Below are 22703 nucleotides of genomic sequence, written 5' to 3'. Positions count from 1 at the left end.
ATTGACCACGACCACCCCCCACGAAGGGCTGCGTGCCCCCGGCAGCGGGCCCTCCGACCCCGAATCCGTGACCAGGAAGAAGATGCCCTTCTGGGATCGGAGCAAGTTCCTCATCGGCCTGGTCCTCGCCTTCTTCATCCTGACCTGGAAGGTGATGGCCGACTTCGAGGGCATCATGCCGTTCGCCGACGCCGTCAGGGCGATCGCGAACGAGTACCAATGGATCTTCTGGCTGCTCGGCGTCGAGGCGCTGCGGCAGCTCCACTTCCTCGTCAGCGAGCACTGGTCGGGCTACCACCGCTTCTGGAGCCACCGCGTGTTCGGCGGCTTCGAGCGCTGGACGCACCGGCGCTTCGACGACTGGACCAGGTACCGCGTCTCCCGCGCCGTCAAGATCGCGTTCTGGGTGGTGCTGACCGCGCTCGTCCTCGGGGCGGTGCTGGACGTCAGCCCGTTCCTCGCGCTGCTGCGGGCCCCCGCGCTGCTCTGGCAGGCGATGCCGTTCCTCATCCAGATCGTCTTCCTGTTCTTCGTCGTCATCATCCAGTTCGTCGGCCTGTTCTGGTTCCTGTCCAGGGGCGGCGTGGAGACGTACTTCCCCGACGACATCAAGACCCGCTTCTCCGACGTGTGGGGGCAGGACCACGTGGTCGAGCGGGTGCGGGAGAACATCGTCTTCCTGGAGCGGCCGGACGAGATCGAGCGGCGCGGCGGGTACGTCCCCAGCGGACTGCTGCTGTGGGGGCCGCCCGGCACCGGCAAGACTCTCATGGCCGAGGCGGTGGCCGGCGAGACCGGCAAGCCGTACGTGTTCGTCGATCCGGGCGCGTTCACCAACATGTTCATGGGCGTCGGCATCCTCAAGGTGAAGGCGCTGTTCAGGAAGCTGCGCAAGCTCGCGCTCCGGTACGGCGGCGTGATCGTCTTCTTCGACGAGGCCGACTCGCTCGGCAGGCGCGGCGCGCTCGCCCAGCAGGGACCGCCCGGCCAGGGCGGCGGCTTCACGGCCTTCTCCTCCGGCTGTCACGGCGTCAACTACCTGTCGGAGGAGACGCGGTCCGTGCTCGCCTACCGCGCCGCCGCGCGGGGCGGTGCGGAGCCGGAGCCGCGCAGCAGGTTCGTCATGGGCGGCGGCATGATGGGCAGCGGCGACCCCGGCACGCTGCAGGCGCTGCTCACCGAGCTGTCGGGGCTCAAGAAGCCGCGCGGCTTGTTCAACCGCCTGGTCAGGCGGCTGCTCGGCATGCGGCCCAAGCCGCCGCCCCGGTACCGCATCCTCGTCATGATGGCCACCAACCGGCCCGACGCGCTGGACGAGGCGCTGCTGCGGCCCGGCCGCATCGACCGCATCTACAAGGTCGGCTACCCGTCCAAGGCGGGACGGGTGCGCACGTACAAGGGCTACTTCGACAAGGTCGAGCACGAGCTGACCGACGAGCAGATCGACAAGCTCGCCACCATCACCCCCTACGCGACCGGCGCCACGATCAAGGACCTCGTCAACGAGTCGCTGATCACGGCCATCCGCGACGGGCGCGAGGTCATCACCTGGTCGGACGTGCTGCGCGCCAAGCGGCTCAAGCAGCTCGGCCCGCCCGAGGACGTCGAGTACATCGAGCGGGAGCGGCACGCGGTGGCCGTGCACGAGGCGTGCCACGCCGTCGTCGCGTACGTCACCCGCTTCCACCTGGAGATCGACATCGCCACCATCGAGAAGGGCGCCGACTACCTCGGCATGGTGGCCTCGATCAAGCCCGAGGACCAGTTCACCCGCTGGAAGTCCGAGTACGAGGCCGACATCATGGTCTCCCTGGCCTCCCTGGCGGGGGAGCGGATGTTCTTCGGCGAGGACAACTCCTCGGGCGTCTCCGGCGACCTGCACTCGGCCACGTACCTGACGGCGCTCATGGAGTCGTACTGGGGCATGGGGTCGGGCGTCACCTCGCTGCCCGCGCTGCAGGAGCTGGAGATCCTCGGCGGCAAGTCGGTGCGCAGGCGTCCCGAGGGCGGCGCGGGCCCGGCCGAGCGGGAGCCGGGCAGGGCCGAGCCCGACCCGGTCCCTGACGTCCTGGGCGAGCGCATCGAGTTCAACCTCGTGCGGCTGCTGGAGAGGACCGAGCGGCTGCTCCAGGAGCACCGCAGGGAGGTGCTGTGCGTCGCCCACGCCCTGGAGACGCACAAGACGCTCAACGGCGACGACGTCGTCGCGATCATCCGCGGGGAGCCGGGCCCGCTCATCGACGGCACGGTCTACACCTCCGCCCAGCTGTACGAGGAGCTGGAGGAGTACCACCGCGACGCGGCCAGGGCGCACATGGAGCACAGCCGCGTCGAACGGGAACTGCCCGGCGCGGTGATCGAGCCGGAGCCGGTCGCCGCAGGGCCCGTCGTGTTCCAGCCCCCGGCGCCCGCGCCCGCGGCGCAGGCGCCCGTGGTCACTGCTGAGATCGTCGAACCGTCGAGCAGGCCCGAGTTCGTGCCGTGGGCGTCCGACCGGCCCGAACCGGGGCCCGCGCCGGCGCCCGCCCTGGCGGCGGTGCCCGTCGCGGCCCCGCCGCCTGCCAGGAAGCGTCCAGGACGGGTCTGGCTGATCGTCTCCAGCCTGCTCGCGCTGGTGGCGCTGGCGCTCATCGCCGCCTGGGCGGTGACGGGCACGGTGCCAGGTGCGGTGCCGGGCGCGCCCGCAGCGGCGCCGGCCGCGCTCGCTTCGCCCGCCCTGCTGCTCGTGCTGTTCGTCGTCATCGTCGCGGTGATCGTCGGCGCGGGCCTGGCGCTCGTCGCGATCAGGGGCGTGCGGGCGGCGCAGGCCAAGGCGGAACGCGAGCGCGACCAGGCGTACGCGCGGGCCCAGCTCCTGGCCGCCGCCATGGACCCCGACACCGCCATGCGCCTGCTCGGCTACGACGGCCACGGCAACGGCAACGGCCACGGCAACGGGACGACGGGCCCGGACTTCATGCGCTGACCCGGACGTGGCCCGCATGCCGTCCCGGGCGGGGTGATGCGGCCTCCGGCTGCTCGTGGGCCCGGTCGCTGAACCGCGGCCGGGCCCGCGACGTCGTAGGGGTGTGCCCAGACCCCTGCTCGTCGCCGCCGCCCTCGCCGGGGCCGCCCTGCTCTCCGGCTGCCGCCAGGACCTCGCCTGCACCGCGATCGGCACCCCCGTCGGCGTCGCCCTGACCGTCGAGCCCCCGATCGCCGCCCGGGCGCGCACCGCCGACCTGAGCGTCTGCTGGGACGGCTCCTGCCGCACGCCGCCGATGGACCTGCTGCCCGCCACCCGCGCCGGGGCGCAGACCTGCGCGGGCGACTCCTGCTCGGTCCCGGTGGAGCCGACGGGGGGCAAGCACGGCTTCGCCGCCGTCGAGGGACTGCCGAAGCGTCCGGTACGGGTGCGCCTGGTCCTGCGCGACGCGGCGTCCCGCCCCGTGCTCGACCGCACCGTGCAGGTCACCCCGCGCGGCCGTTTCCCCAACGGCCCCGAGTGCGGAGAAGGCGGCCCCAATGTGGATCTCACCGTCGAACCGGACGGCACGGTACGGGAAAGGTAAAGGTCTCCTCACTTAACACGGCGTTCACATTTGGGCAAAAACCGGGAAACGGCCGTCCGCAAGACTCGGCGTGGCTGAGAAAAACCCCGAAAGGACCGCCGTGAGCTACAAGGCTGAGTACATCTGGATCGACGGCACCGAGCCGACCGCTCTGCTGCGCTCGAAGACGAAGATCCTCGCCGACGGCGCCGAGCCTCCGGTCTGGGGCTTCGACGGCTCCAGCACCAACCAGGCCAAGGGCCACTCGTCGGACCGCGTGCTCCGCCCGGTCTTCACCTGCCCCGACCCGATCCGCGGCGGCGACGACGTACTCGTCCTGTGCGAGGTCGAGGAGATCAACGGCGACCCGCACGCCAGCAACACCCGCGCGCAGCTCCGCCCGGTGGCCGAGCGCTTCGCCGAGCAGGACTCCTGGTTCGGCATCGAGCAGGAGTACACCTTCTTCAAGGGCAGCCGCCCGCTCGGCTTCCCCGAGGGCGGCTTCCCCGCCCCGCAGGGCCACTACTACTGCGGCGTGGGCGCCGAGGCCGTGTTCGGCCGCGACATCGTCGAGCTGCACCTCGACCGCTGCCTCGCCGCCGGCCTGAAGATCTCCGGCATCAACGCCGAGGTCATGCCGGGCCAGTGGGAGTTCCAGGTCGGCCCCGCCGGCCCGATCGAGGTCGCCGACCACCTGTGGGTCGCCCGCTACCTGCTCTACCGCACCGCCGAGGAGTTCGGCGTCGAGGCCACCCTCGACGCCAAGCCCGCCAGGGGCGACTGGAACGGCGCCGGCGCGCACACCAACTTCTCCACCAAGGCGATGCGCGAGAACTACGACGCCATCATCACCGCCTGCGAGGCGCTCGGCGAGGGCGACAAGCCCATGGAGCACGTCTCCCAGTACGGCGCCGACATCGAGCTGCGCCTCACCGGCCACCACGAGACCGCCCCGTGGAACAAGTACACCTACGGCGTGTCCAACCGCGGCGCCTCCGTCCGCATCCCGTGGCAGGTCGAGGTGGACAAGAAGGGCTACATCGAGGACCGCCGCCCGAACGCCAACGTCGACCCGTACGTGGTGACCCGCCTGCTCGTGGACACCTGCTGCGCGGCGCTGGAGAAGGCCGGCCTGGTCTGATCCCCGGCGTCGAGGACGCCCGCCCACCACCGGCGCCGCAGGGAAGCACACCCGCTTCCCTGCGGCGTTCCGCGCTCCGGGCCGGTTACAGGCGGAAGCCCAGGTCGGGCGTGATCTCGGCCACGTCCATCTGGGCCTTCTGCAGGCGTCCCGAGTGGTCCCAGTTCATCGCCTGCCAGCGGGTGAACTGGTCCAGCACCCACATGCCGGACTGCCGGCTGCCGTTGCCCGACTTGCCGTTGCCGCCGAACGGCAGGTGCGCCTCCGCGCCCGACGTCGAGTTGTTGACGCTGACCATGCCCGCCGAGACGCCCTCGCGGAAGCGGAAGGCGTTCGCGGCGTCGGTCGTGTAGATGGAGCTCGACAGGCCGTACCCGGGCAGGTTGGCCAGCTCGATCGCCTCGTCCAGGGTGCGGAACGCCGTCACGCCCACGATCGGCCCGAACGTCTCCTCCAGAAACAGCCGGTCGTCAGGACGGACGCCGTCGACCACCACCGGGTGGTAGTACAGCCCGTCGCCGCCGTCGAAGCCGCCCCGCGGGTTGTCCTCCGTGATGCGGCCCACCGGGCCCGTGACGACCGTGTGGTGCGGCTGGATCCAGGTCAGGTACTCCTCGAACCGCTCGGCGAACTTCCTGTCGAGCAGCGGCCCCGCCAGCACGTCGCCCGCCGGGTCGCCGATCTCCGCCTCGCGCACGGCCCGCGCGAACCGCTCCAGGAACTCGTCGTGCACGCTCTCGTGCACGATCACCGTGCCCAGGCTGGTGCACCGCTGCCCGGCCGTGCCGAAGCCGGAGAACAGCGCGCCCTCCACGGCGAGGTCGAGGTCGGCGTCCGGCATGACGACCATGGGGTTCTTGCCGCCGAGCTCCAGGCAGGCCGACTGCAGGTGCCGCCCGGCCAGCTCGCCGATCCTCCTGCCCACCTCGCTCGACCCGGTGAACCCGACCTTCTGCACCGTGCCCTCACCGAGCGCCCGGTCGAGGCCGCGGAAGGTCTCCGCGCCGTCGGCGAAGACGATGTTCAGCACGCCGTCGGGCAGCCCCGCCGCCGAGAACAGGCGGAACATGGCGTGGGCCGAGGCGGCCGAGTACTCCGCGGGCTTCCACACGACGGCGTTGCCGCACAGCAGCGCCGGGACGAGGTACCACGACGGCACCGCGACGGGGAAGTTGCCGGCCGTGATGACGGCCGCCACGCCCACCGGGGTGCGGAAGGTGAACAGGTTCTTGTCCGGCATCTCCGACGGCACGGTCTGCCCGTACAGGCGGCGGCCCTCGCCGAGGAAGAAGTCGCAGGTGTCGACGATCTCCCGCACCTCGCCCAGCGCCTCGGCGTACGGCTTGCCGATCTCCTCGGTCACCAGCCTGGCCAGGCTCTCGGCGTTCGCCTCGACCAGCCGGCCGATCGAGGCGATCACCCGGCCCCGCACCGGCGCCGGCACCTTCGCCCACTCCCGCTGCGCCTCCTTGGCGGTGCGGCACGCGGCGGCGAAGACGTCGGCGTCGGCCAGCCCGACGGAGGCGACGACGTCACCGGTGCGCGCCGGGTTGGTCGACTCGTAGGTGTCGACACTGGCGGCGTCCTTGCCGCCCACGACGGAAACGATCTGTCGGCTCACCGATACCTCCTCGAAGTTTCTCCCGACAGACAATCATCCCGCCGGAAAAAACCCAAGTACGGCCGCATCAGAACCGTTTGATCTTCACCGTTCCCCTGACCAGCCGCTCGTTCGCGACCCGCTGCCCCTCGCCCAGCTCGACCGTCAGCCCGGCCTTCCCGGCCAGCGGCGCGAGATCGACCTCCCCGGGCAGCCCGGCGAGGTGCAGGCTGGTCAGCGCGGGCAGATCGGCGAGCGGCGCCAGATCCGTCACTCGCGGGCACCCGACCAGCTCCACCCGGTTGAGCGCCTCCTGCCCCCGCAGCGGCGACAGGTCCCGCAGCGGCTCCATCTGACTGAGGCTGAGGTACTTCAGAGGGAAGGAGGAGGTCAGCCGCAGATCATCTAGATCCGCACGGGAGAGGGAGAGCCAGTTGATCGGCCGTTCGGCCAGGGCCTCCAGACACGGGGCGGCCGTTGGCACCGAATGCAGCGCCAGCGACTGCAGCGCCCGCATGCGGGCGAAGACCTCCGAAGGCAGGGCCCGCCCGACTCCTCGGAGGGAGAGCATGCGCAGCTCGTCCTGACCGGCCAAGGACTCCGCCCAGCGTGCCGGGGTGGTCGAGGGCAGCAGGAGACCCAGTCTGAGCAGCCGGGGCAGGCGGTCCATGAAGTCAAGATCATCCAGGATGACCCGCCACAGCCAGAGCTCCTTGAGCTGCCGCAAGTGCTCGACCGCTCTCACATCAACGGGGCGCGCCGTCTGCATGGAGATCCACAGGCGACGCAGCTCCCTCAGGGGCGCCACCTCGTCGAGCCCCTTCACGGCGAGCATGTCGAACTCCAATCGTCGCAGCCGGGGCACGTGTCGCAGGAAGCCGAGGTCGGTGATCGGCTCATCGCCCTCGACGGTCAGCTCTTCCGCTCCACCCAGGTGAGCCAGACCGCGCAACTGCCTGGTGCTCTGCACCTGCAAGATCGGGAAGCCGGTCAGCACCCGGCGCGCGTAGGTGTTCGCGTCGTAGAACAGCCAGCCCTCCTGGAGCTGTGACCGGACCGGTTCCCGCCCGTCCGAGGCGTAGCGGGACAGCTTGGTCAGCGACTCCTCGCCGTTGATCAGCCAGGCAGTCCTGACCGTCATCGCCGCCGCCCGCTCAGGCAGACCCGACAGGTCGTCCGGCAGCCGGCGCAGGATCTCCTCGCCCGCCGCCGCCAGCGTCCGCGCCTCGTCCGCCGTGCGCGGCGGGATCACCTGGGCCAGGCACCCCTCGATCCTGCCGCGCAGCGCCACCGGGATCTCCTGCACCGTCTCCAGGCAGGCCGCCACCAGCAGCCGCAGCCTGCGGGCGTGCCTGCCGCCCCGGTCGGCGCGGTCGAGCAGCCCCGCGAGCAGTTCCCCGCGCAGCCGGGCCCCGGCGTGCCCGGCGGCCATCACCACGACCTCGCGCCACTGGTCGAGGTGCGCCCGCTCGACCGCCGCCTCGACGTCCTCGTCCTCGACGAGCTGCCCGGCGGCCAGGTACTCCTGGACGGTCCTGTGCGCGAAGTCCACCCGTCCCGGCACGGGCTCGCGCAGCACCCCGCTGCGGCGCAGCAGGTGGTCGAGGACGTCCCCGGCCGCGTACGGCATCCGCGTCATCGAGGCGAGCTTCTGCTCGACCCGCCGCAGCGCCGTGGCCTTCGACAGCTCAGAACGTCCCATGGAGACCAGCCGCCAGGCCAGGTCGCGCAGGATCCACACCTTCTGCTCGGGATCGAGCGACACCTCGTCGGCGATGCGGCGTTCGGCGTCGCGCCGGTCGAGGAGCAGGTCGAGCACGGCCTCGTACAGGCCCATGCGGCTGCGTGGGAGGTGGGTGCGGCGGTCGAGGTTGAGTGCGCACAGCATGGCGGCGAGCAGCGGGGTCGAGGCGAGGACGCGCAGGTGCGGGTGGGCCTCCATGCGGGCGAGCAGCGCGGCCTCGTAGCCCTCCAGCTCCGCGGCGTCGCAGGGCAGGCTGGGGCAGTCGCGCATGGCGACGTGCCACTGACGCACCAGCTCGCGCAGGTCCTCGGGCGTCATCGGCTCCAGCATCGCCGGGGCGAACCCCTCGTCCCGCAGCCAGCGGGCGTCGGCGGCGGTCGGGCGCGAGGTCACCACCACCCGCGTCGCCGGGTACGCCTTGAGCAGCCTCGACAGCCACTCCCTCGCGGCCGGGCGGTGGCCGGGCGGCAGCTCGTCCACGCCGTCCACGAGCAGCAGCGCCCGGCCCGACTCCAGCACCCGCTCGGTCCAGCCGCGCGGCATGCGCCCGGCCACCTCCTGGGCGACGTCGTCCAGGAACTCCCGGGGCGCGGGGAACCTCCCGCCCGCGTGGCTGCGCAGCTTGATCATCAGGGGGACGCAGCCGTTCCAGCCTTCCAGGGCGTCGGTGAAGCCGCCGCGCGCGGCGGTGACGGCGAGCCAGCGCAGCAGCGTGCTCTTGCCCGAGCCGGCCTCGCCGCGCAGCAGCACCAGGCGGGAGCGGCCGAGCGCCCGCTCGACGCGTTCGGTGCCGTGGCGGACGTCCTGCCGCCCGGTGAGCGAGGCGGGCGACAGCCGTTCCGGCCGTGGCGAGGGGCCGCGCTCGTCCGCCAGCACGCCGAGGCTGATGTAGGCGACGCTCAGGGAGGTACGCGGTCTGAAGTTCTCGACGCGGACGCCGAACAGCTCGACCTCGTCCAGGGCCCGGCTGACGAAGCCCAGGTAGAGACGTTCGTACGCGGCGTCGTCCTGGCTGCCTTCCGGGGCCTCCAGCGAGCGCGCGGGCAGGCGGGCGAGCAGCCGTTCCACGCCCTCCGCCAGGCCGCTCAGCCGGGCCAGGCTCTCGGTGGCGGCCCTGGGCAGGAACTGGGGGAGCTGCCGCATCATGGCGGCGAGGCAGTCCACGGACTCGGCGAGCAGGATGCCGTACAGGCGCTGCTCGGCCTCGCCCAGCCCGGCGGGCGCGGGAAGCCCGGCGACGACGCGCCCGGCGAGTTCGGCGGGGTCGGCGTCGGCGTCGAACAGCGCGGCGTCCGACAGGTCGGCGGCGCGCAGGGCGGCGACGACGTCCAGCAGCACGGCGGCGCGCGCGGACTCGCCGAGCCCGGCGAACTCCTGCTCGACGAGCCTGCTCAGGCGGCCCTCGACGGCGAGCGCGACGCCTTCGAGCTGGTTGGCGAACTTCCTGGCGGCGATCCTGTCGCGAAAGCCGCTCTGGACGAGGTCCTTCAGGTCGGAGGCGCGGTCCCTGCGCGCGGCGCGGGTGGCCAGCCATTCGCGCGCGGCCCGCTCCGCGATCGCCTTCCCCGCCGCGGCCACCGCCGCTTCAATCCCCGGCATGCCTCTTATATACGGGCATGCGATCGTTCAGGCGGTGAAATCGGCGAAGTCGAAGCCCGGCGAGACGACGCAGCTCACGAGGACCGCTTCGGGCCCCGCCGGGCGGGCCGACTGCCACACGCCGCCCGGCACCACCGCCTGCGGCACCTGGCCGTCCTCGACCAGCGGCCCGAGCGTGACCTCGGCGTCGCCCACCGTCAGCGTGAGCGGCCCGCCCCTGTGCCACAGCCAGACCTCGTCCGAGCGGACCACGTGCGGCACCGACTCCTCGCCCGGCATGAGCAGGAAGTAGATGCCGGTGGCGCTCGCCCGCTCGCCCGGATAGCCCTCCGGCGTGAACGACGCGCCCGCCCGCCAGGTCTCCCTGAACCAGCCGCCCTCCGGGTGGGGGAGCAGGTCGAGCGCCGCGGCGATCGGCGGGCGCTCGGCGAAGGCCACGGGCGCTCCCGTGACGTCCCTGCGCAGGAAGCGCGTGCCGTCGAGGACGAGCTGCCCCTCGTACGGGGCCGCCAGCGCCTCGGCCTCGTCGCCCACCTCGAAGGACGGGCCGTCAGGATAGATCCTCAGCTCCACCCGGCGATTGTACGGTCAGGACTTCACCGCGCCCCCCAGCAACCCGGACACGAACTGGCGCTGGAACAGCAGGAAGACCAGCATCAGCGGCAGCGTGGCGAGGAACGCGCCCAGCATCAGCCCCGCGTAGTCGACGTGCGACAGCCCGATGAGGTGGTTCAGCGCCACGGGCACCGTGTAGCGCTCCTCCGAGTTCAGCATCAGCAGCGGCCAGATGAAGGCGTTCCACTGGGACATGAAGGTGAAGATGACGAGCGCCCCGAGCTGCGGGCGCACGCACGGGAGCACGATCCGGTAGAAGATCCGCAGGTCGCCCGCCCCATCGAGGCGCCCGCTCTCCAGCAGCGCGTCGGGGAAGCCGAGGAACGCCTGCCGCATCAGGAAGATCCCGAACGAGTTCGCCAGGAACGGGATGACGATCGACTGGTAGGTGTCCACCCACCCGACGCTCGCCATCATCTGGAACAGCGGCACGAGCAGCACCTGGAACGGGATCATCATGGTGGCCAGCACCGCCCCGAGCAGCACGCCCCGTCCCCTGAACCGGTACTTCGCCAGGCCGTACCCGCACATCGCCGACACGAGGGAGCTGAGCGCGGTGTAGACGAGCGCCGTCCACACGCTGGTGGCCAGCACCCTGCCGAAGTGCACGCTCTCCTCCAGCCTGGCCAGGTTCGCCATCAGCTCGGCGCCCGGCAGGAACGGCGGGGGAGAGGCGAACAGCTCGCCGCCGTCGTGCGTGGCCGCCACCACCATCCAGTAGAACGGCAGGACGCTCACCACGGCGCCCACGGCCAGCACGGCCGCGACCAGGGCCCGCCTCACGCGCGCTCCCTCCCCACGTAGCGGAACTGCAGCCACGACAGGCCGCCGATGAGCACCACCACGGCCCACGCGATGGCCGCCGCGTAGCCGAAGTCGAACTGCCGGAAGCCCACCTGGTACAGGTAGAGGATCGGCGTCAGCGTGGCGTCGCCGGGGCCGCCGCCGGTCAGCACCATCGGCTCGTCGAAGAGCTGGAGCGTCCCGATGGTGGAGGTGATCGAGCAGAACAGCAGCACCGGCTTGAGCTGCGGCAGGATCACCCGGGTGAACGCCGTCAGCGGGCCCGCGCCGTCGATCGCGGCGGCCTCGTGCTGCTCACGGCCGATCGCCTGGAGCCCGGCCAGCAGGATGACCGCGTTGTAGCCCGCCCACCGCCAGGTGATCGAGCCGATCAGCGCCACCCGCGCCCAGAACGGGTCGTTCAGCCAGTCCACCTGCGTCCCGAGCACCTGGTTCACCGCGCCGCCCTCGGTACGCAGCAGCACGCGGAACACCACCGCGTACGCCACCAGCGTCGTCACGGCGGGCAGGAAGTAGGCGGCGCGCAGCGTCGCGCGGAAGCGCAGCCACGACTGGTTGAGCGCGTACGCGAGCACCGTGGCCACGCCGATCATGACGGGCACCTGGACGACCAGGATCAGGCCCGCGTTCAGCAGAGACCGCAGGAACGACGGGTCGCCGGCCAGCCTGGCGTAGTGGCCGAACCCGAGCCCGCCGTCCTCCGTCTGCAGGCTCTGCAGCAGGGACGCGGCCAGCGGGTAGGCGAAGAACAGCCCGAGCAGGGCCGCCGCGGGCCCGGCGAACACCCACGGGACGGTCCGCCTGCGCCAGGCCGCCGGGGCCCGCGGCCCGACGGCCGGGGCGGCGACGGGAGCGCTGTGGGCGGCCGTCACGTCGCCTCCCCGCCGGAGGGGGTGAACCCTCCGGGCCGGGCGGTCCCGGCGGGGGCCGCGGGGAGGCCGGTCATGAGGCCACCTTGCGCTCGGTCGCCGCGGCGAGCTGCCGCGCGGCCTCGTCCAGCGCCGTCCTGGGGTCGGCGCCGTTCAGCAGCACGCCGGGCACCGCCTTCTTCAGCAGCTCCTCCGCCTGCTTGTCGTCGCCGCTCAGCTCCACGGGCGGGATGTGGCGGACCTGGTCGGCGAAGAGCCGGTTCACCTTCTGCCCGCCGAAGTACGGCTGCGGCTCGTCGAAGTACGGGTCGGCCAGCGCCGGCAGGTAGGCGGGGAACAGCGACTCGGTCCGCATCATCGACACCTGGCGGTCCTTGCCGGCCAGGAGCCATTCCATGAACGCCCAGGCCAGGTCCTGGTTCCGCGTCTGCGCGGTGATCGACAGGGCGGAGCCGCCGTTGGCGGAGGTGCGGGCGCCGCCCGGGTCGAAGGCGGGCAGCGGGATGACGCCGAACTTGCCCGACAGCTCCGGCATCTCGCCGGTGAGGGTGCCGGTCCACCAGGCGGCGGTGGGCTGGGTGGCGGCCTTGCCCTGCTTGGTGGCGCTGACGCGGCCGTCCCAGCCCTTCTCGTTCTGCAGGAGGTCCTTGTCCTTGAGGGTCTTGAGCAGGGTGAGCGCGCGGACGGCGGCAGGGCTTGCCACCGCGACCTCGCCGTTCTTGACGTACCCCTGGCCGAGCTGCTGGAGGAGGGTGGTGAAGGCGGCGGGGTTCGTCAGGTCGGACACGAACAGCCGCTTGCCGGTCGCCTGCTTGATCTTCTCGCCGGCCTTGACCAGGTCGTCCCAGGTCGCGACGGACTCCGGGTCGACGCCTGCCTGCTGGAAGTAGTCGCGCCGGTAGAACAGGCCGACGGGGGCGGAGTCCCAGGGGAGCGCGTACAGGCCCTTGGCGTTGGAGGCTGCGGCCCACTTGGCGGGGTCGAAGTCGGCCTTGTACTTCGCGGCGACGGGGGTGAGGTCCACCAGGCCGCCGGGGAAGTTCTCGGCATAGCCCGCGATGGCGGTGTCCTCCAGGGTGATGACGTCGGGCAGGCCGGAACCTGACTTCAGGCCGACGGTGATCTTGTCGTAGGCGTTGTCGTAGCCGATGTCGCGGACGTCGACCTCGACGCCGGGGTGCTCCTTCTCGAACTCGGGGGCCAGCCGCTGGAGTGCTTTCGCGGCGACGTCCCAGGACCAGATCTCGATTTTTCCGGACAGTTTCGCTGCCGCCGAGGGCTGCGCGAGCTTCGGGGCCTCCTTGGCCGGGGCCCCGCCCGTGGCACATGCGCTGAGCGTCAGACCGGCGGTCAGCGCGGCGATGACATGGGTTGTCTTCACATCGCATCCTGTGCTATGTCATGTCCTGCATAATGAGTTTTGAATACAATAGACGCGCCTTGGCTCCGGCGCCAGACCCTCGGGAAATGTCGGTCCGGCTCGCTACTGTCCGTCGGGTGATCGAACGGTGGAGCCGCGAGCAGGTGCTCGCCCTCGCCCCCGACGCGCCGTCCAGGAACGCCGCGCAGGTCGTCGCCGCGCCCGGCCGGTGGGTGGCGTACGGGCTGCGGGCGGGCCACGGCGCCGCGGGCGGGGTCGTGTTCGGGGAGTGCCTGGGCGGCTCGTCCGGGCGCTACCAGGCGTGCGTCCACCTGGGCGAGCCCGCGTACCAGTGCACCTGCCCCGGGCGCGAGTCCCCGTGCGAGCACGTCCTCGGGCTGCTGCTCCTGTGGTCGTCGGGCGGGGTTCCTGAGGCGCCGTACGCGCCGGAGTGGGCGGAGAAGCGCCTCACACCCGCCTCCGGCCCGGCGGCCCGGTCCTCCCGGGCCGCCGGGCCGGAGGCGGCCGGCGGGCAGGGAGAACCGGCCACCGGCCAGGGCCCCGGGCTCCGGCGCGACGCCGCCACGGGGGCCGGCGTCCCGTCCGAGCCCGCACGGGCCCCGCGGCCGGTCACCTCCCAGCCGGGCGGGCCGCGGGGGCGAGCCGGGGGCGAGTCCGCGCGGCACGGGCGGGTGGCCGCGGGGCTCGCCGAGCTGGAGCGGTGGCTGGCCGACCAGGTGCGCCAGGGGCTCGCGTCCACGGCGGAGCACGACTGGGACGGCCTGGCCAAACGCCTGGTCGACGCCCAGGCGCCCGGCGTCGCGGGCGTCGTCTCCCGCCTGGCCGGGGTCCGGTCCGAGCCCGGCTGGCCCCAACGCCTCCTGGAGGAGTACGCCCTGCTCGACCTCCTCGCCGTCGCCTACAGGCGGCGCGCCGAGCTGCCCGCCCCGCTGGCCAGGACGGTCCTGAGCCGCTGCGGGTTCCCCGTGGCGCGGGAGGAGGTGCTCGCCGGGCCCGTGGTCCGCGACCTGTGGGACGTCATCGGCAGGCGCGACGAGGAGCAGGACCGCCTCGCCTCGCGGCGGGTCTGGCTGCGCGGCAGGCAGACCGGGCGGCCCGCGCTGGTGCTGTCGTTCGCCGCGCCGGGCCAGGAGCTCGACGCGTCCCTCGTCACGGGCACGACCGTCGACGCCGGCCTCGCCTTCTACCCGGGGGCGGCGCCCCTGCGCGCCCTCGTCGCCACCCGCCACCAGCCCGTTGAGGAGCCGGGCGCCGCCGCACCCGCGCAGGGGCCGCCGCCCGGGCTCGGCGTCGACGCGGCTCTCGACGAGGTGGCCGAGGCGCTGGCCGGCGATCCGTGGACCGACTCGTGGCCGCTCGTCCTGTCCGGGGTCGTGCCGGAGCGGGCCGCGCTGGGCGGCCTCCCGCTGCACCCCCGGGCCCGCGACCCGTGGCGGCTGATCGCCGTCTCCGGCGGCCGCCCGCTCACGGTGGCCGCCGAATGGACCCCTCTCGGCCTGCGCCCCCTGACCACCTGGGACGACGACGGCACGGTGGTGACCCTGTGAGGCCGCGCACGAGGGAAGGGGCGACGAGATGAGCTGGGAGGACCTCGCGTCCACGGCGCTGGTCGGCACCGCCAGGAGGCCGTACCGGGGAGATCTGCTGGCCGACGCCGCGGTCGAGGTGGTGCGGCGGCGCGCGGGGCAGCGCCCCGCCGTCGCCACCGATCCCGCACCTGACCAGGGGCGGCCTGACGGGGCTCGGGAGGCCGCGCCCCTGGAGGAGCGGCCCGCCGTCTCCAGGCGGGCGGCCGAGCGGCTGGTCGGCATTCTGAGCGGTGATCACGGCAGGCTGCTGCCCGAGTGGCTGGCCGCCGCGGCGGCGACGGGGCGGAGGGTGCCGCCGTTCGTACTGCCCGAGCTGCTCGAACGCGGCAGGCGCGACCGCTCGATCCGCGAGCACCTCGGCGTGCTGGCAGGGCGGCGCGGCCGGTGGCTCGCCGGGCGCAATCCCGAGTGGGCGTACCTCCTGGAGGAGCCCACCGGCGAGACCTGGGAGCTGGGCGGCGCCGCCGACCGGCTCGCCCACCTGCGCGGGCTGCGCGCCGCCGACCCCGCGCGCGCCAGGGAGCTGCTGCGCGGCGGCTGGGAGCGCGAGACGCCCGACGACCGCGCCCGCTTCGTCGAGGTGCTGGCCGACGGCCTGAGCATGGCCGACGAGCCGTTCCTCGAGTCGGTGCTCGACGACCGCCGCAGGGAGGTGCGCCAGGCCGCCGCGAACCTGCTCACCCGCCTGCCCGCCTCACGCCTGGCCCGCAGGATGGCCGAGCGGGCCCTGGCCTGCGTGTCCGTCGAGGGGAACGTCATCGCGGTGGAGCCGCCGGAGGCCTGCGACCGCGGCATGGAGCGCGACGGCGTCAGGGCCAAGCCGCCGCGCGGCATCGGGGAGCGGGCGTGGTGGCTGCAGCAGGTCGTCGCGCGCGCCCCGCTGGGCGTCTGGGCGCGCCCGCCGGCCGAGCTGCTCGCGATGCGCATCCCCGAATGGGACTCCGAGATCAAGGCCGCGTGGGTGCGCGGCGCCGTGCTGCAGAGGGATCCGGAGTGGGCCCGCGCGATGTTCGCCTGGGACCCGATCGCCGACCTGCTCGACTCCCTGCCGCCCGCCGAGCAGCAGGACCTCGCCGCCGCCTTCGTGAACAAGCACGACCTCGACAGCCAATTGATCATGGTGCTCGGCGGCGTGTCGTCGCCGTGGCGCGAGGGCCTCGCCACGGCCGTCCTCCGCAAGATCATCCAGGTGAACGTCCACCAGCCGTGGAACCTCGGCGAGCTGGTCAGGCTCGCGGGCGAGCGCATCGACCCGGGGCTGTACCCGCTCGTGTTCAGCTACTCGCCCGTCGAACCCGTCCGGCGGGTCGCCGCGCTGCTGCGGTTCCGAGCCGACATGCTGAAGGAGCTTCGATGACCGTGCTGCGCCCGCACGCGGAAGACCAGTACGCCGAGGAGCTCGCCCTCCTGGCCAAGGACGACGACCGGCCGAGACCCCCGGGATGGCGGCTGTCGCCCTGGGCCGTCACCCGGTACGTCCTGGGCGACGGCGACGCGATCAGCCCCAAGTACATCGGGCCGCGCCGCGTCGTCGAGGTCGCCGTGGCCACGCTCGCCACCGACCGCGCCCTGCTCCTGCTCGGCGTGCCCGGAACGGCCAAGACGTGGCTGTCCGAACACCTCGCCGCCGCCGTCAGCGGCGACTCGACCCTGCTCGTGCAGGGCACGGCGGGCACCGCCGAGGAGGCCGTCCGCTACGGCTGGAACTACGCCAGGCTGCTGGCCGAGGGGCCGTCCGTCGACGCGCTCACGCCGTCCCCTGTCATGCGCGCCATGGCGGAGGGGCGCGTCGCCCGGGTCGAGGAGCTGACCCGCATGCCGTCCGACGTCCAGGACGCCCTGATCACGGTGCTGTCGGAGAAGACCCTGCCGATCCCCGAGCTGAACCGCGAGGTGCAGGCCGAGCGCGGCTTCAACCTGATCGCCACCGCCAACGACCGCGACCGGGGCGTCAACGAGCTGTCCAGCGCGCTGCGCCGCCGGTTCAACACGGTCGTGCTGCCGGTGCCCGCCACCGCCGAGGAGGAGGTCGAGATCGTCGCCCGCAGGGTCGCCCAGCTCGGCCGCGCGCTCGAACTGCCCGAGACCGTCACCGGCATGGACGAGATCCGCCGCGTCGTGACGGTCTTCCGCGAGCTGCGCGCGGGAGTCACCGAGGACGGCCGCACCACGGTCAAGTCGCCGAGCGGCACGCTGTCCACGGCCGAGGCCATCTCCGTGCTCACCAACGGCATCGCGCTGGCCGCGCACTTCGGCGACGGGGTGCTGCGGCCGTCCGACGTCGCCGCCGGGATCGTGGGCGCCGTCGTCCAGGAGCCGGTGTCCGACCGGGTGGTGTGGCGGGAGTACCTCGAGACGGTCGTCCGCGAGCGGGGCGACTGGCGCGACTTCTACCGAGCCTGCCGCGAGGTGTCATGAGCGCGGGCCGGGTCACGTCCCGCGCGGACGTCGCCGTGCTCGGGGTGCGCCACCACGGGCCGGGGTCGGCGCGCGCGGTGCGGGCCGAGCTGGGGCGGCTCCGTCCCGACCTGGTGCTCGTCGAGGGGCCGCCCGAGGCCGACGCGCTCGCCGGGCTCGCGCCCGAGCTGGAGCCGCCCGTGGCGCTGCTGGCGCACGTGCCCGGCGGGCCGGGCCGCACGGCACGCGCCGCCTTCTGGCCGTTCGCGGTGTTCTCGCCCGAGTGGCAGGCCCTCCTGTACGCGGCCGAGGCGGGCGTGCCGGCGCGCTTTTGCGACCTGCCCGCGGCGCACTCACTGGCCGAGCCCGCCGACGACGTACCCGACGGCCGCGACGAGACCGGGCGGGGCGAGCACGCGCCGGGCGGGCGAGGCGGGAGCGGGCCTGGTGGGCAGGGCGACGCCGGGCCCGGCGGCGATCCGGTCGGGGCGCTCGCCCGCGCCGCCGGCTACGACGACCCTGAACACTGGTGGGAGGACGTCGTCGAGCACCGCGGCGACACCCCGTTCGCGGTGATCGCCGAGGCCATGGCCGCCGTCAGGCAGGGGTACGAGCCGGGTCCCGGCGAGGCCAGGCGTGAGGCGTACATGCGCAGGACCGTCCGCGCCGCGCTGAAGGAGGGGTTCCGGCGCGTCGCGGTGGTGTGCGGGGCGTGGCACGTTCCCGCGCTGACCGGCCCGCCGCCCCCGGTCGCCGCCGACAACGCCCTGCTGCGCGGCCTGCCCAAGGTCAAGGCCGAGCTGACCTGGGTGCCGTGGACGTACGGGAGGCTCGCCGCGCGCAGCGGCTACGGCGCGGGCGTCACCTCGCCGGGCTGGTACCACCATCTGTTCGCCGCGCCCGACCGTCCCGTGGAGCGGTGGCTCACCGACGCCGCCGCCACCCTGCGCGACGAGGGCATCGCCGTCTCGTCGGCGCACGTCATCGAGTCCGTACGCCTCGCGGAGGGCCTGGCCGCCCTGCGCGGCAGGCCGCTCGCCGGGCTGGGCGAGGTCACCGAGGCGGCCAGGGCCGTCCTGTGCGAGGGCGACGACCTCGCCGTCGAGCTGATCAGGCGCCGCATGGTCGTCGGCGACCGGCTCGGCCGCGTCAGCGACGGCACGCCGATGGTGCCGCTCCAGCGCGACCTGCGCGACCAGCAGCGGCGGCTCAGGCTCAAGCCAGAGGCGCTCGACCGGGAGCTCCAGCTCGACCTGCGCAAACCCCTCGACCTCGGCCGCAGCCAGCTGCTGCACCGGCTGCGGCTGCTCGGCGTCGGCTGGGGCACGCCGGAGCAGTCGCGCGGCAAGGGCACCTTCAGGGAGACCTGGACGCTGCGCTGGGAGCCGCAGCACGACCTCACGCTCGTCGAACGCGCCGCGCTGGGCACAACGGTCGCGGCGGCGGCCGCTCAGCACGCGTCCGAGCTGGCGGCGGAGGGCACGGCGGCGCTGGCCGACCTCACCGCGCTGGTCGAGCACTGCCTGCTGGCCCACCTGCCCGAGGCGCTGCCCGGCGTGCTGGCCGCGCTGTCGGCCAAGGCGGCGCTCGACACCGACGTCACCCGCCTGATGGCGGCGCTGCCCGCGATGGTGCGAGCCCTTCGGTACGGCGACGTGCGCGGCACCTCGGCGGAAGGGCTGGCGGCGATCGTCGAGTCGATGCTCGACCGCATCCGCGTCGGCCTGCCGGTGGCCGTGACCGGCCTCGACGACGAGGCGGCGACGCGCCTGCTGACCCACATCGACGCCGTCCACACCGCAGTGGCCCTCCTGTCGCCTCCCGGGCCAGAACACGGCACCGCCCCAGCAGACCCGCCTGCCACGGCGGACGCCCCCGTGCCCCCGGACGGCGCTGCCCCGCCGGGACGGGCTGCCCGGCCGGGACGGGCTGCCCCGCGGGGAGGGGCTGCCCCGCTGGATGGGGCTGTGCCCGTGGAGGGGGCGGGCCGGGCGGCCCCGGCGGCCCCGGCGGACGCCCCCGTGCCCCCGGACGGCGCTGCCTCGCCGGACGGCCTTACCCAGGGAGACCGCCGGGGGCGCCTTGCCCAGGGGGGTGATCTCGTGTCGGCGGATCCGGCCGGCTCGGGGGGCCGGGTTGTCGCGGGGGAGGGACGCCGTGCCGGGGCGGGCGCGCTGGGGGGCGACGGGCGGGAGCGGTGGGTCGCCACGCTGCGCGGGCTGTGCGACCGGCAGGACCTCCACGGGCTCGTCGAGGGCCGCCTGACCCGGATCCTGCTCGACGACGGCGAACTCGACGACGCCGCCGACCGCCTGTCCAGGGCGACGTCCCGTGGGCAGGGGCCGGCGCGGGTGGCGGCCTGGGTCGAGGGGTTCCTGTCGGGGGGCGGGCTGCTGCTGGTGCACGACCAGCGCCTGCTCGGCCTGGTCGACCGCTGGCTGACGGGTCTCACGGGCGAGGAGTTCACGCAGGCGCTGCCGCTGCTGCGGCGTACGTTCGCCGGGTTCGCGGCGCCGGAACGCCGCGCGATCGGCGAGCGGGTACGGGCGTCGGGGCCCGGCGGCGTACGGGCGGCGCCTCGGTCCGGCGGAGGCGACCTGGACGAGCGCCGCGCCGCCGGCGCCGTGGCCACCGTGCTGGCGATCCTGGGGAGAAGGCATGACTGAGACCGGCGACGAGGCGGAGACCGGCCACCCGGACGGCGGCGGGCTGGAGAGCGTCGGCCGCTCGGCCGACGGGTGCGATGGCGGCGGAGGCGAGGGGGAGCGGCTGCGGCGGTGGCGGTTGGTGCTGGGCGGGGGCGGCGCCGACGGCACCGGGGTCGCGTTGCGGGGCGGTGACGTCCAGCTGGATCGGGCGCTGTCGGCCGTCTACGGCGACGGCGACGGCGACGGCCGCGAGGGCGGTCTGGGCGCGTCGGCGCCCCGGGTGGCGCGCTGGCTGGGCGACATCAGGACGTACTTCCCCTCCACCGTCGTCCAGGTGATGCAGAAGGACGCCCTCGAACGGCTCGACCTCACCAGGCTCCTGCTGGAGCCCGAGCTGCTGGAGGCCGTCGAGCCGGACGTCCACCTGGTGGGCACCCTGCTGGCCCTCAACCGGGTGATGCCCGACAGGGCGAGGGAGTCGGCGCGGGCCGTGGTGCGGTCCGTGGTGCGGGAGCTGGAGCGGCGGCTGGCGCAGAGGACGAGGTCGGCCGTCACGGGGGCGCTCGACCGCTCGGCCCGGACCCACCGCCCGCGCCGCGCCGCGGACGTCGACTGGGACCGTACGATCCGGGCGAATCTGAGGAACTACATGCCCGAGCGTTCCACGGTGGTGCCGTCGCGGCTGGTCGGCCACGCCCGCAGGCAGCGGGCGGTGCGGCGCGAGGTGGTGCTGTGCGTCGACCAGAGCGGGTCGATGGCGTCCTCTGTCGTGTACGCGTCGGTGTTCGGGGCGGTGCTGGCGTCGATGCGGTCGCTCAGGACGTCGCTGGTGGTGTTCGACACGTCCGTGGTGGACCTCACCGACCGGCTGCACGACCCGGTCGAGCTGCTGTTCGGCGCGCAGCTCGGCGGCGGCACCGACATCAACAGGGCGCTCGCCTACTGCCAGGGCCTGGTCACCAGGCCGGCCGACTCTGTGGTCGTCCTGGTCAGCGACCTGTACGAGGGCGGCGTGAAGGACGAGATGCTGCGCAGGGTGGCCGCGATGACGCAGGCGGGCGTTCAGGTGGTGGTGCTGCTGGCGCTGTCGGACGAGGGGGCGCCGTTCTACGACCACGACAACGCGGCGGCGCTGGCGGCGATGGGCGTGCCCGCGTTCGCGTGCACGCCGGACGCGTTCCCCGACCTGATGGCGGCCGCTCTCGAACGCCGTGACCTCGCCGCCTGGTCGGAACGCCACCTGCAGCCGCGCCATCCGTGACCCGTGCGCCCGCGCGGGACGTCCGGACCGGGCGGGTCAGTGGGCCGCCTGCTGCTCGGGGACGGGGTGTCGGGGGAGGAGGAAGGACAGCGCGAAGGTCAGGGCGAGCAGGCCGATCTCGACCCACACGGCGGCCTGCATGGCGGCGCCGAAGCTCCACTGGTGCTTGAGCAGGTTGAACAGCAGCGTCCCGAGCACGGCCGTGCCGAGCGCGCCGCCGAGCTGCTGGACGGCGGTGAGCGTGCCGGAGGCGGAGCCGGACTCGCGGGGTTCGACGCCGGCCAGGACGATGTCGAAGAACGGCGCCATGGTCAGGCCCATGCCGACGCCGACGAGGAGCAGGCCGGGGGCGAGCTGCCACGGGCCGACGTCGAGCCCGGCCAGGTGGATGGTGAGGCCGAGCACGGCGGCTCCGGCCGCCATGACGACGACGCCGATCTGGAGCAGGCCGCGGCCCAGCTTCTCGCGCAGGCCCGACATCGCCAGGCCGAAGCCGACGACGCCGCCGATCGCCTGCGGCAGGCCGGTCAGGCCGGCCTTGAGCGGGCTGTAGCCGAGGCCGAGCTGGGTGTACAGGCTGAAGACGAGGCTGAGGCCGATCATGCCGGAGAAGAAGGCCAGCCCGGCGACCATGCCGCCGGTGAACGCCCGCTTGCGGAACAGGCTGGGGGTGACGAGCGGGTCCTTGCCGGAGGCGGAGCGGCGGGCCTCGTACCGGCCGAAGAGCGCGAACACGACGGCGGAGGCGGCCATGGAGACGAAGGTCCAGGCGGGCCAGTCCAGCTCGCGGCCCTGGATGAGCGGGTAGATCAGCAGGACGGAGGCGACGGACACGAGCAGCACGCCGACCAGGTCGAGCCGGGTCGCGTCGGACAGGCGGCGCTCGGGCAGGAAGCGCAGCCCGGCCAGGGCGGCGGCCAGGCCGATGGGCAGGTTGATCAGGAAGATCATGCGCCAGCCGGTGCCGAAGAAGTCGGCGTCGACCAGCCAGCCGGCGAGCACGGGCCCGCCCACGGACGAGATGGTCATCACCGGGCCGAACATGCCGAACGCCTTGCCCATCTCCTCGGGCGGGAACATCTCCTTGATCAACCCCAGGCCCTGGGGGATCATCACGGCGCCGAACAGTCCTTGCAGCACGCGGCTGCCGACGAGCATCTCGGGGCTCATGGCCACGCCGCACAGCAGGGACGCGGCGGTGAAGCCGGTGGCGCCGACGAGGAACATGCGCCTGCGGCCGTACAAGTCGCCGAGGCGGCCGCCGGTGATCAGGCCGACGGCCATGGCCATCGTGTACCCGGCGCCGAGCCACTGGACGAGGCTGTCCGACCCGCCGAGGTCCTTTTGGATGGTGGGGGCGGCGATGGTGGTCACGAGGGCGTCGAGCAGGTCCATGACCTCGGCGGCGAGGATCACGAACAGGGCGGGCCAGCGCCATCGGTAGGGCTGGACGGCGCCGGCCACGGGGGCGGTCATCGTCACGGGAGGCTCCTTCGAGCAAGAGGGGAACATCGTTCTAAGAACG

Annotated in this window: 15 protein-coding genes; 8 read left to right on the top strand and 7 right to left on the bottom strand. The window is 73.5% G+C overall.

Annotated features, from left to right (window positions below; all coding sequences use genetic code 11):
- The first annotated feature begins 1 nt into the window (after position 1).
- The 3 genes from BMX74_RS07315 to glnII all read left to right on the top strand — a co-directional run bounded on the left by BMX74_RS07315 (position 2) and on the right by glnII (position 4671).
- The gene (locus BMX74_RS07315) at positions 2-2965 is read left to right on the top strand and encodes an AAA family ATPase (protein WP_091099164.1); all 2964 of its coding nucleotides are present in this window, start codon (positions 2-4) and stop codon (positions 2963-2965) included.
- 103 nt (positions 2966-3068) lie between these two features.
- The gene (locus BMX74_RS07310) at positions 3069-3551 is read left to right on the top strand and encodes a hypothetical protein (protein WP_218153910.1); all 483 of its coding nucleotides are present in this window, start codon (positions 3069-3071) and stop codon (positions 3549-3551) included.
- Positions 3552-3651: 100 nt separating this feature from the next.
- On the top strand, positions 3652-4671 hold the full coding sequence (gene glnII, locus BMX74_RS07305; protein WP_091099162.1) for a glutamine synthetase: 1020 nt from the start codon (positions 3652-3654) through the stop codon (positions 4669-4671).
- Between the two features lie 85 nt (positions 4672-4756).
- Here the strand turns inward: glnII and BMX74_RS07300 are convergent, their stop codons facing one another.
- From BMX74_RS07300 to BMX74_RS07275, 6 genes are all read right to left on the bottom strand, one after another.
- Positions 4757-6292, bottom strand: a complete 1536-nt coding sequence (locus BMX74_RS07300) for an aldehyde dehydrogenase family protein (protein WP_091099160.1) — start codon at positions 6290-6292, stop codon at positions 4757-4759.
- 67 nt (positions 6293-6359) lie between these two features.
- Complete coding sequence (locus BMX74_RS07295; RefSeq protein WP_091099157.1) at positions 6360-9614, bottom strand: NACHT domain-containing protein; 3255 nt, start codon at positions 9612-9614, stop codon at positions 6360-6362.
- A 27-nt stretch (positions 9615-9641) separates the two neighbouring features.
- Entirely contained in the window at positions 9642-10187 is a 546-nt protein-coding gene (locus BMX74_RS07290; RefSeq protein ID WP_337959840.1) for a cupin domain-containing protein, read from the bottom strand.
- Between the two features lie 15 nt (positions 10188-10202).
- Positions 10203-11012, bottom strand: a complete 810-nt coding sequence (locus tag BMX74_RS07285) for a carbohydrate ABC transporter permease (protein ID WP_055505801.1) — start codon at positions 11010-11012, stop codon at positions 10203-10205.
- Complete coding sequence (locus BMX74_RS07280) at positions 11009-11905, bottom strand: carbohydrate ABC transporter permease (protein WP_082535292.1); 897 nt, start codon at positions 11903-11905, stop codon at positions 11009-11011. Before BMX74_RS07280 ends, BMX74_RS07285 begins: the two co-directional genes overlap by 4 nt.
- A gap of 70 nt (positions 11906-11975) precedes the next feature.
- On the bottom strand, positions 11976-13283 hold the full coding sequence (locus BMX74_RS07275; protein WP_091099155.1) for an ABC transporter substrate-binding protein: 1308 nt from the start codon (positions 13281-13283) through the stop codon (positions 11976-11978).
- A gap of 116 nt (positions 13284-13399) precedes the next feature.
- Between BMX74_RS07275 and BMX74_RS07270 the strand changes: the two genes are divergently transcribed.
- From BMX74_RS07270 to BMX74_RS07245, 5 genes are read left to right on the top strand one after another with little or no spacing between them, the layout of a single operon-like run.
- A complete protein-coding gene (locus BMX74_RS07270; protein WP_256256815.1) occupies positions 13400-14830 on the top strand; it encodes an SWIM zinc finger family protein in 1431 nt (476 codons plus the stop codon).
- Between the two features lie 28 nt (positions 14831-14858).
- Positions 14859-16229 (top strand): DUF5691 domain-containing protein, encoded by a 1371-nt coding sequence (locus BMX74_RS07265; protein WP_091099152.1) that lies wholly within the window; start codon positions 14859-14861, stop codon positions 16227-16229.
- Positions 16226-17290 carry an ATP-binding protein gene (locus BMX74_RS07260; RefSeq protein ID WP_091099151.1) on the top strand — a complete coding sequence of 355 codons (1065 nt, stop codon included), beginning with the start codon at positions 16226-16228 and terminating at the stop codon, positions 17288-17290. Before BMX74_RS07265 ends, BMX74_RS07260 begins: the two co-directional genes overlap by 4 nt.
- Positions 17287-19935 carry a DUF5682 family protein gene (locus BMX74_RS07255; protein WP_256256814.1) on the top strand — a complete coding sequence of 883 codons (2649 nt, stop codon included), beginning with the start codon at positions 17287-17289 and terminating at the stop codon, positions 19933-19935. The genes BMX74_RS07260 and BMX74_RS07255 overlap by 4 nt, the downstream gene beginning before the upstream one ends.
- Positions 19928-21178, top strand: coding sequence for a VWA domain-containing protein (locus tag BMX74_RS07245; RefSeq protein ID WP_091099148.1), 1251 nt, complete (start codon positions 19928-19930; stop codon positions 21176-21178). The genes BMX74_RS07255 and BMX74_RS07245 overlap by 8 nt, the downstream gene beginning before the upstream one ends.
- Positions 21179-21214: 36 nt before the next feature.
- Here the strand turns inward: BMX74_RS07245 and BMX74_RS07240 are convergent, their stop codons facing one another.
- Entirely contained in the window at positions 21215-22654 is a 1440-nt protein-coding gene (locus tag BMX74_RS07240) for a DHA2 family efflux MFS transporter permease subunit (protein WP_091099542.1), read from the bottom strand.
- Between the last annotated feature and the right edge of the window lie 49 nt (positions 22655-22703).

This window comes from Nonomuraea pusilla (assembly GCF_900109355.1).
Classification (GTDB): Bacteria; Actinomycetota; Actinomycetes; order Streptosporangiales; family Streptosporangiaceae; genus Nonomuraea; species Nonomuraea pusilla.
This window is presented reverse-complemented; position numbering and strand designations above follow the sequence as displayed.

Coding starts and splice junctions, on each gene's coding strand:
- BMX74_RS07295 (WP_091099157.1), bottom strand. CDS start 9,614: ATGCCGGGGATTGAAGCGGCGGTGGCCGCGGCGGGGAAGGCGATCGCG.
- BMX74_RS07265 (WP_091099152.1), top strand. CDS start 14,859: ATGAGCTGGGAGGACCTCGCGTCCACGGCGCTGGTCGGCACCGCCAGG.
- BMX74_RS07260 (WP_091099151.1), top strand. CDS start 16,226: ATGACCGTGCTGCGCCCGCACGCGGAAGACCAGTACGCCGAGGAGCTC.
- BMX74_RS07255 (WP_256256814.1), top strand. CDS start 17,287: ATGAGCGCGGGCCGGGTCACGTCCCGCGCGGACGTCGCCGTGCTCGGG.
- BMX74_RS07245 (WP_091099148.1), top strand. CDS start 19,928: ATGACTGAGACCGGCGACGAGGCGGAGACCGGCCACCCGGACGGCGGC.
- BMX74_RS07240 (WP_091099542.1), bottom strand. CDS start 22,654: ATGACCGCCCCCGTGGCCGGCGCCGTCCAGCCCTACCGATGGCGCTGG.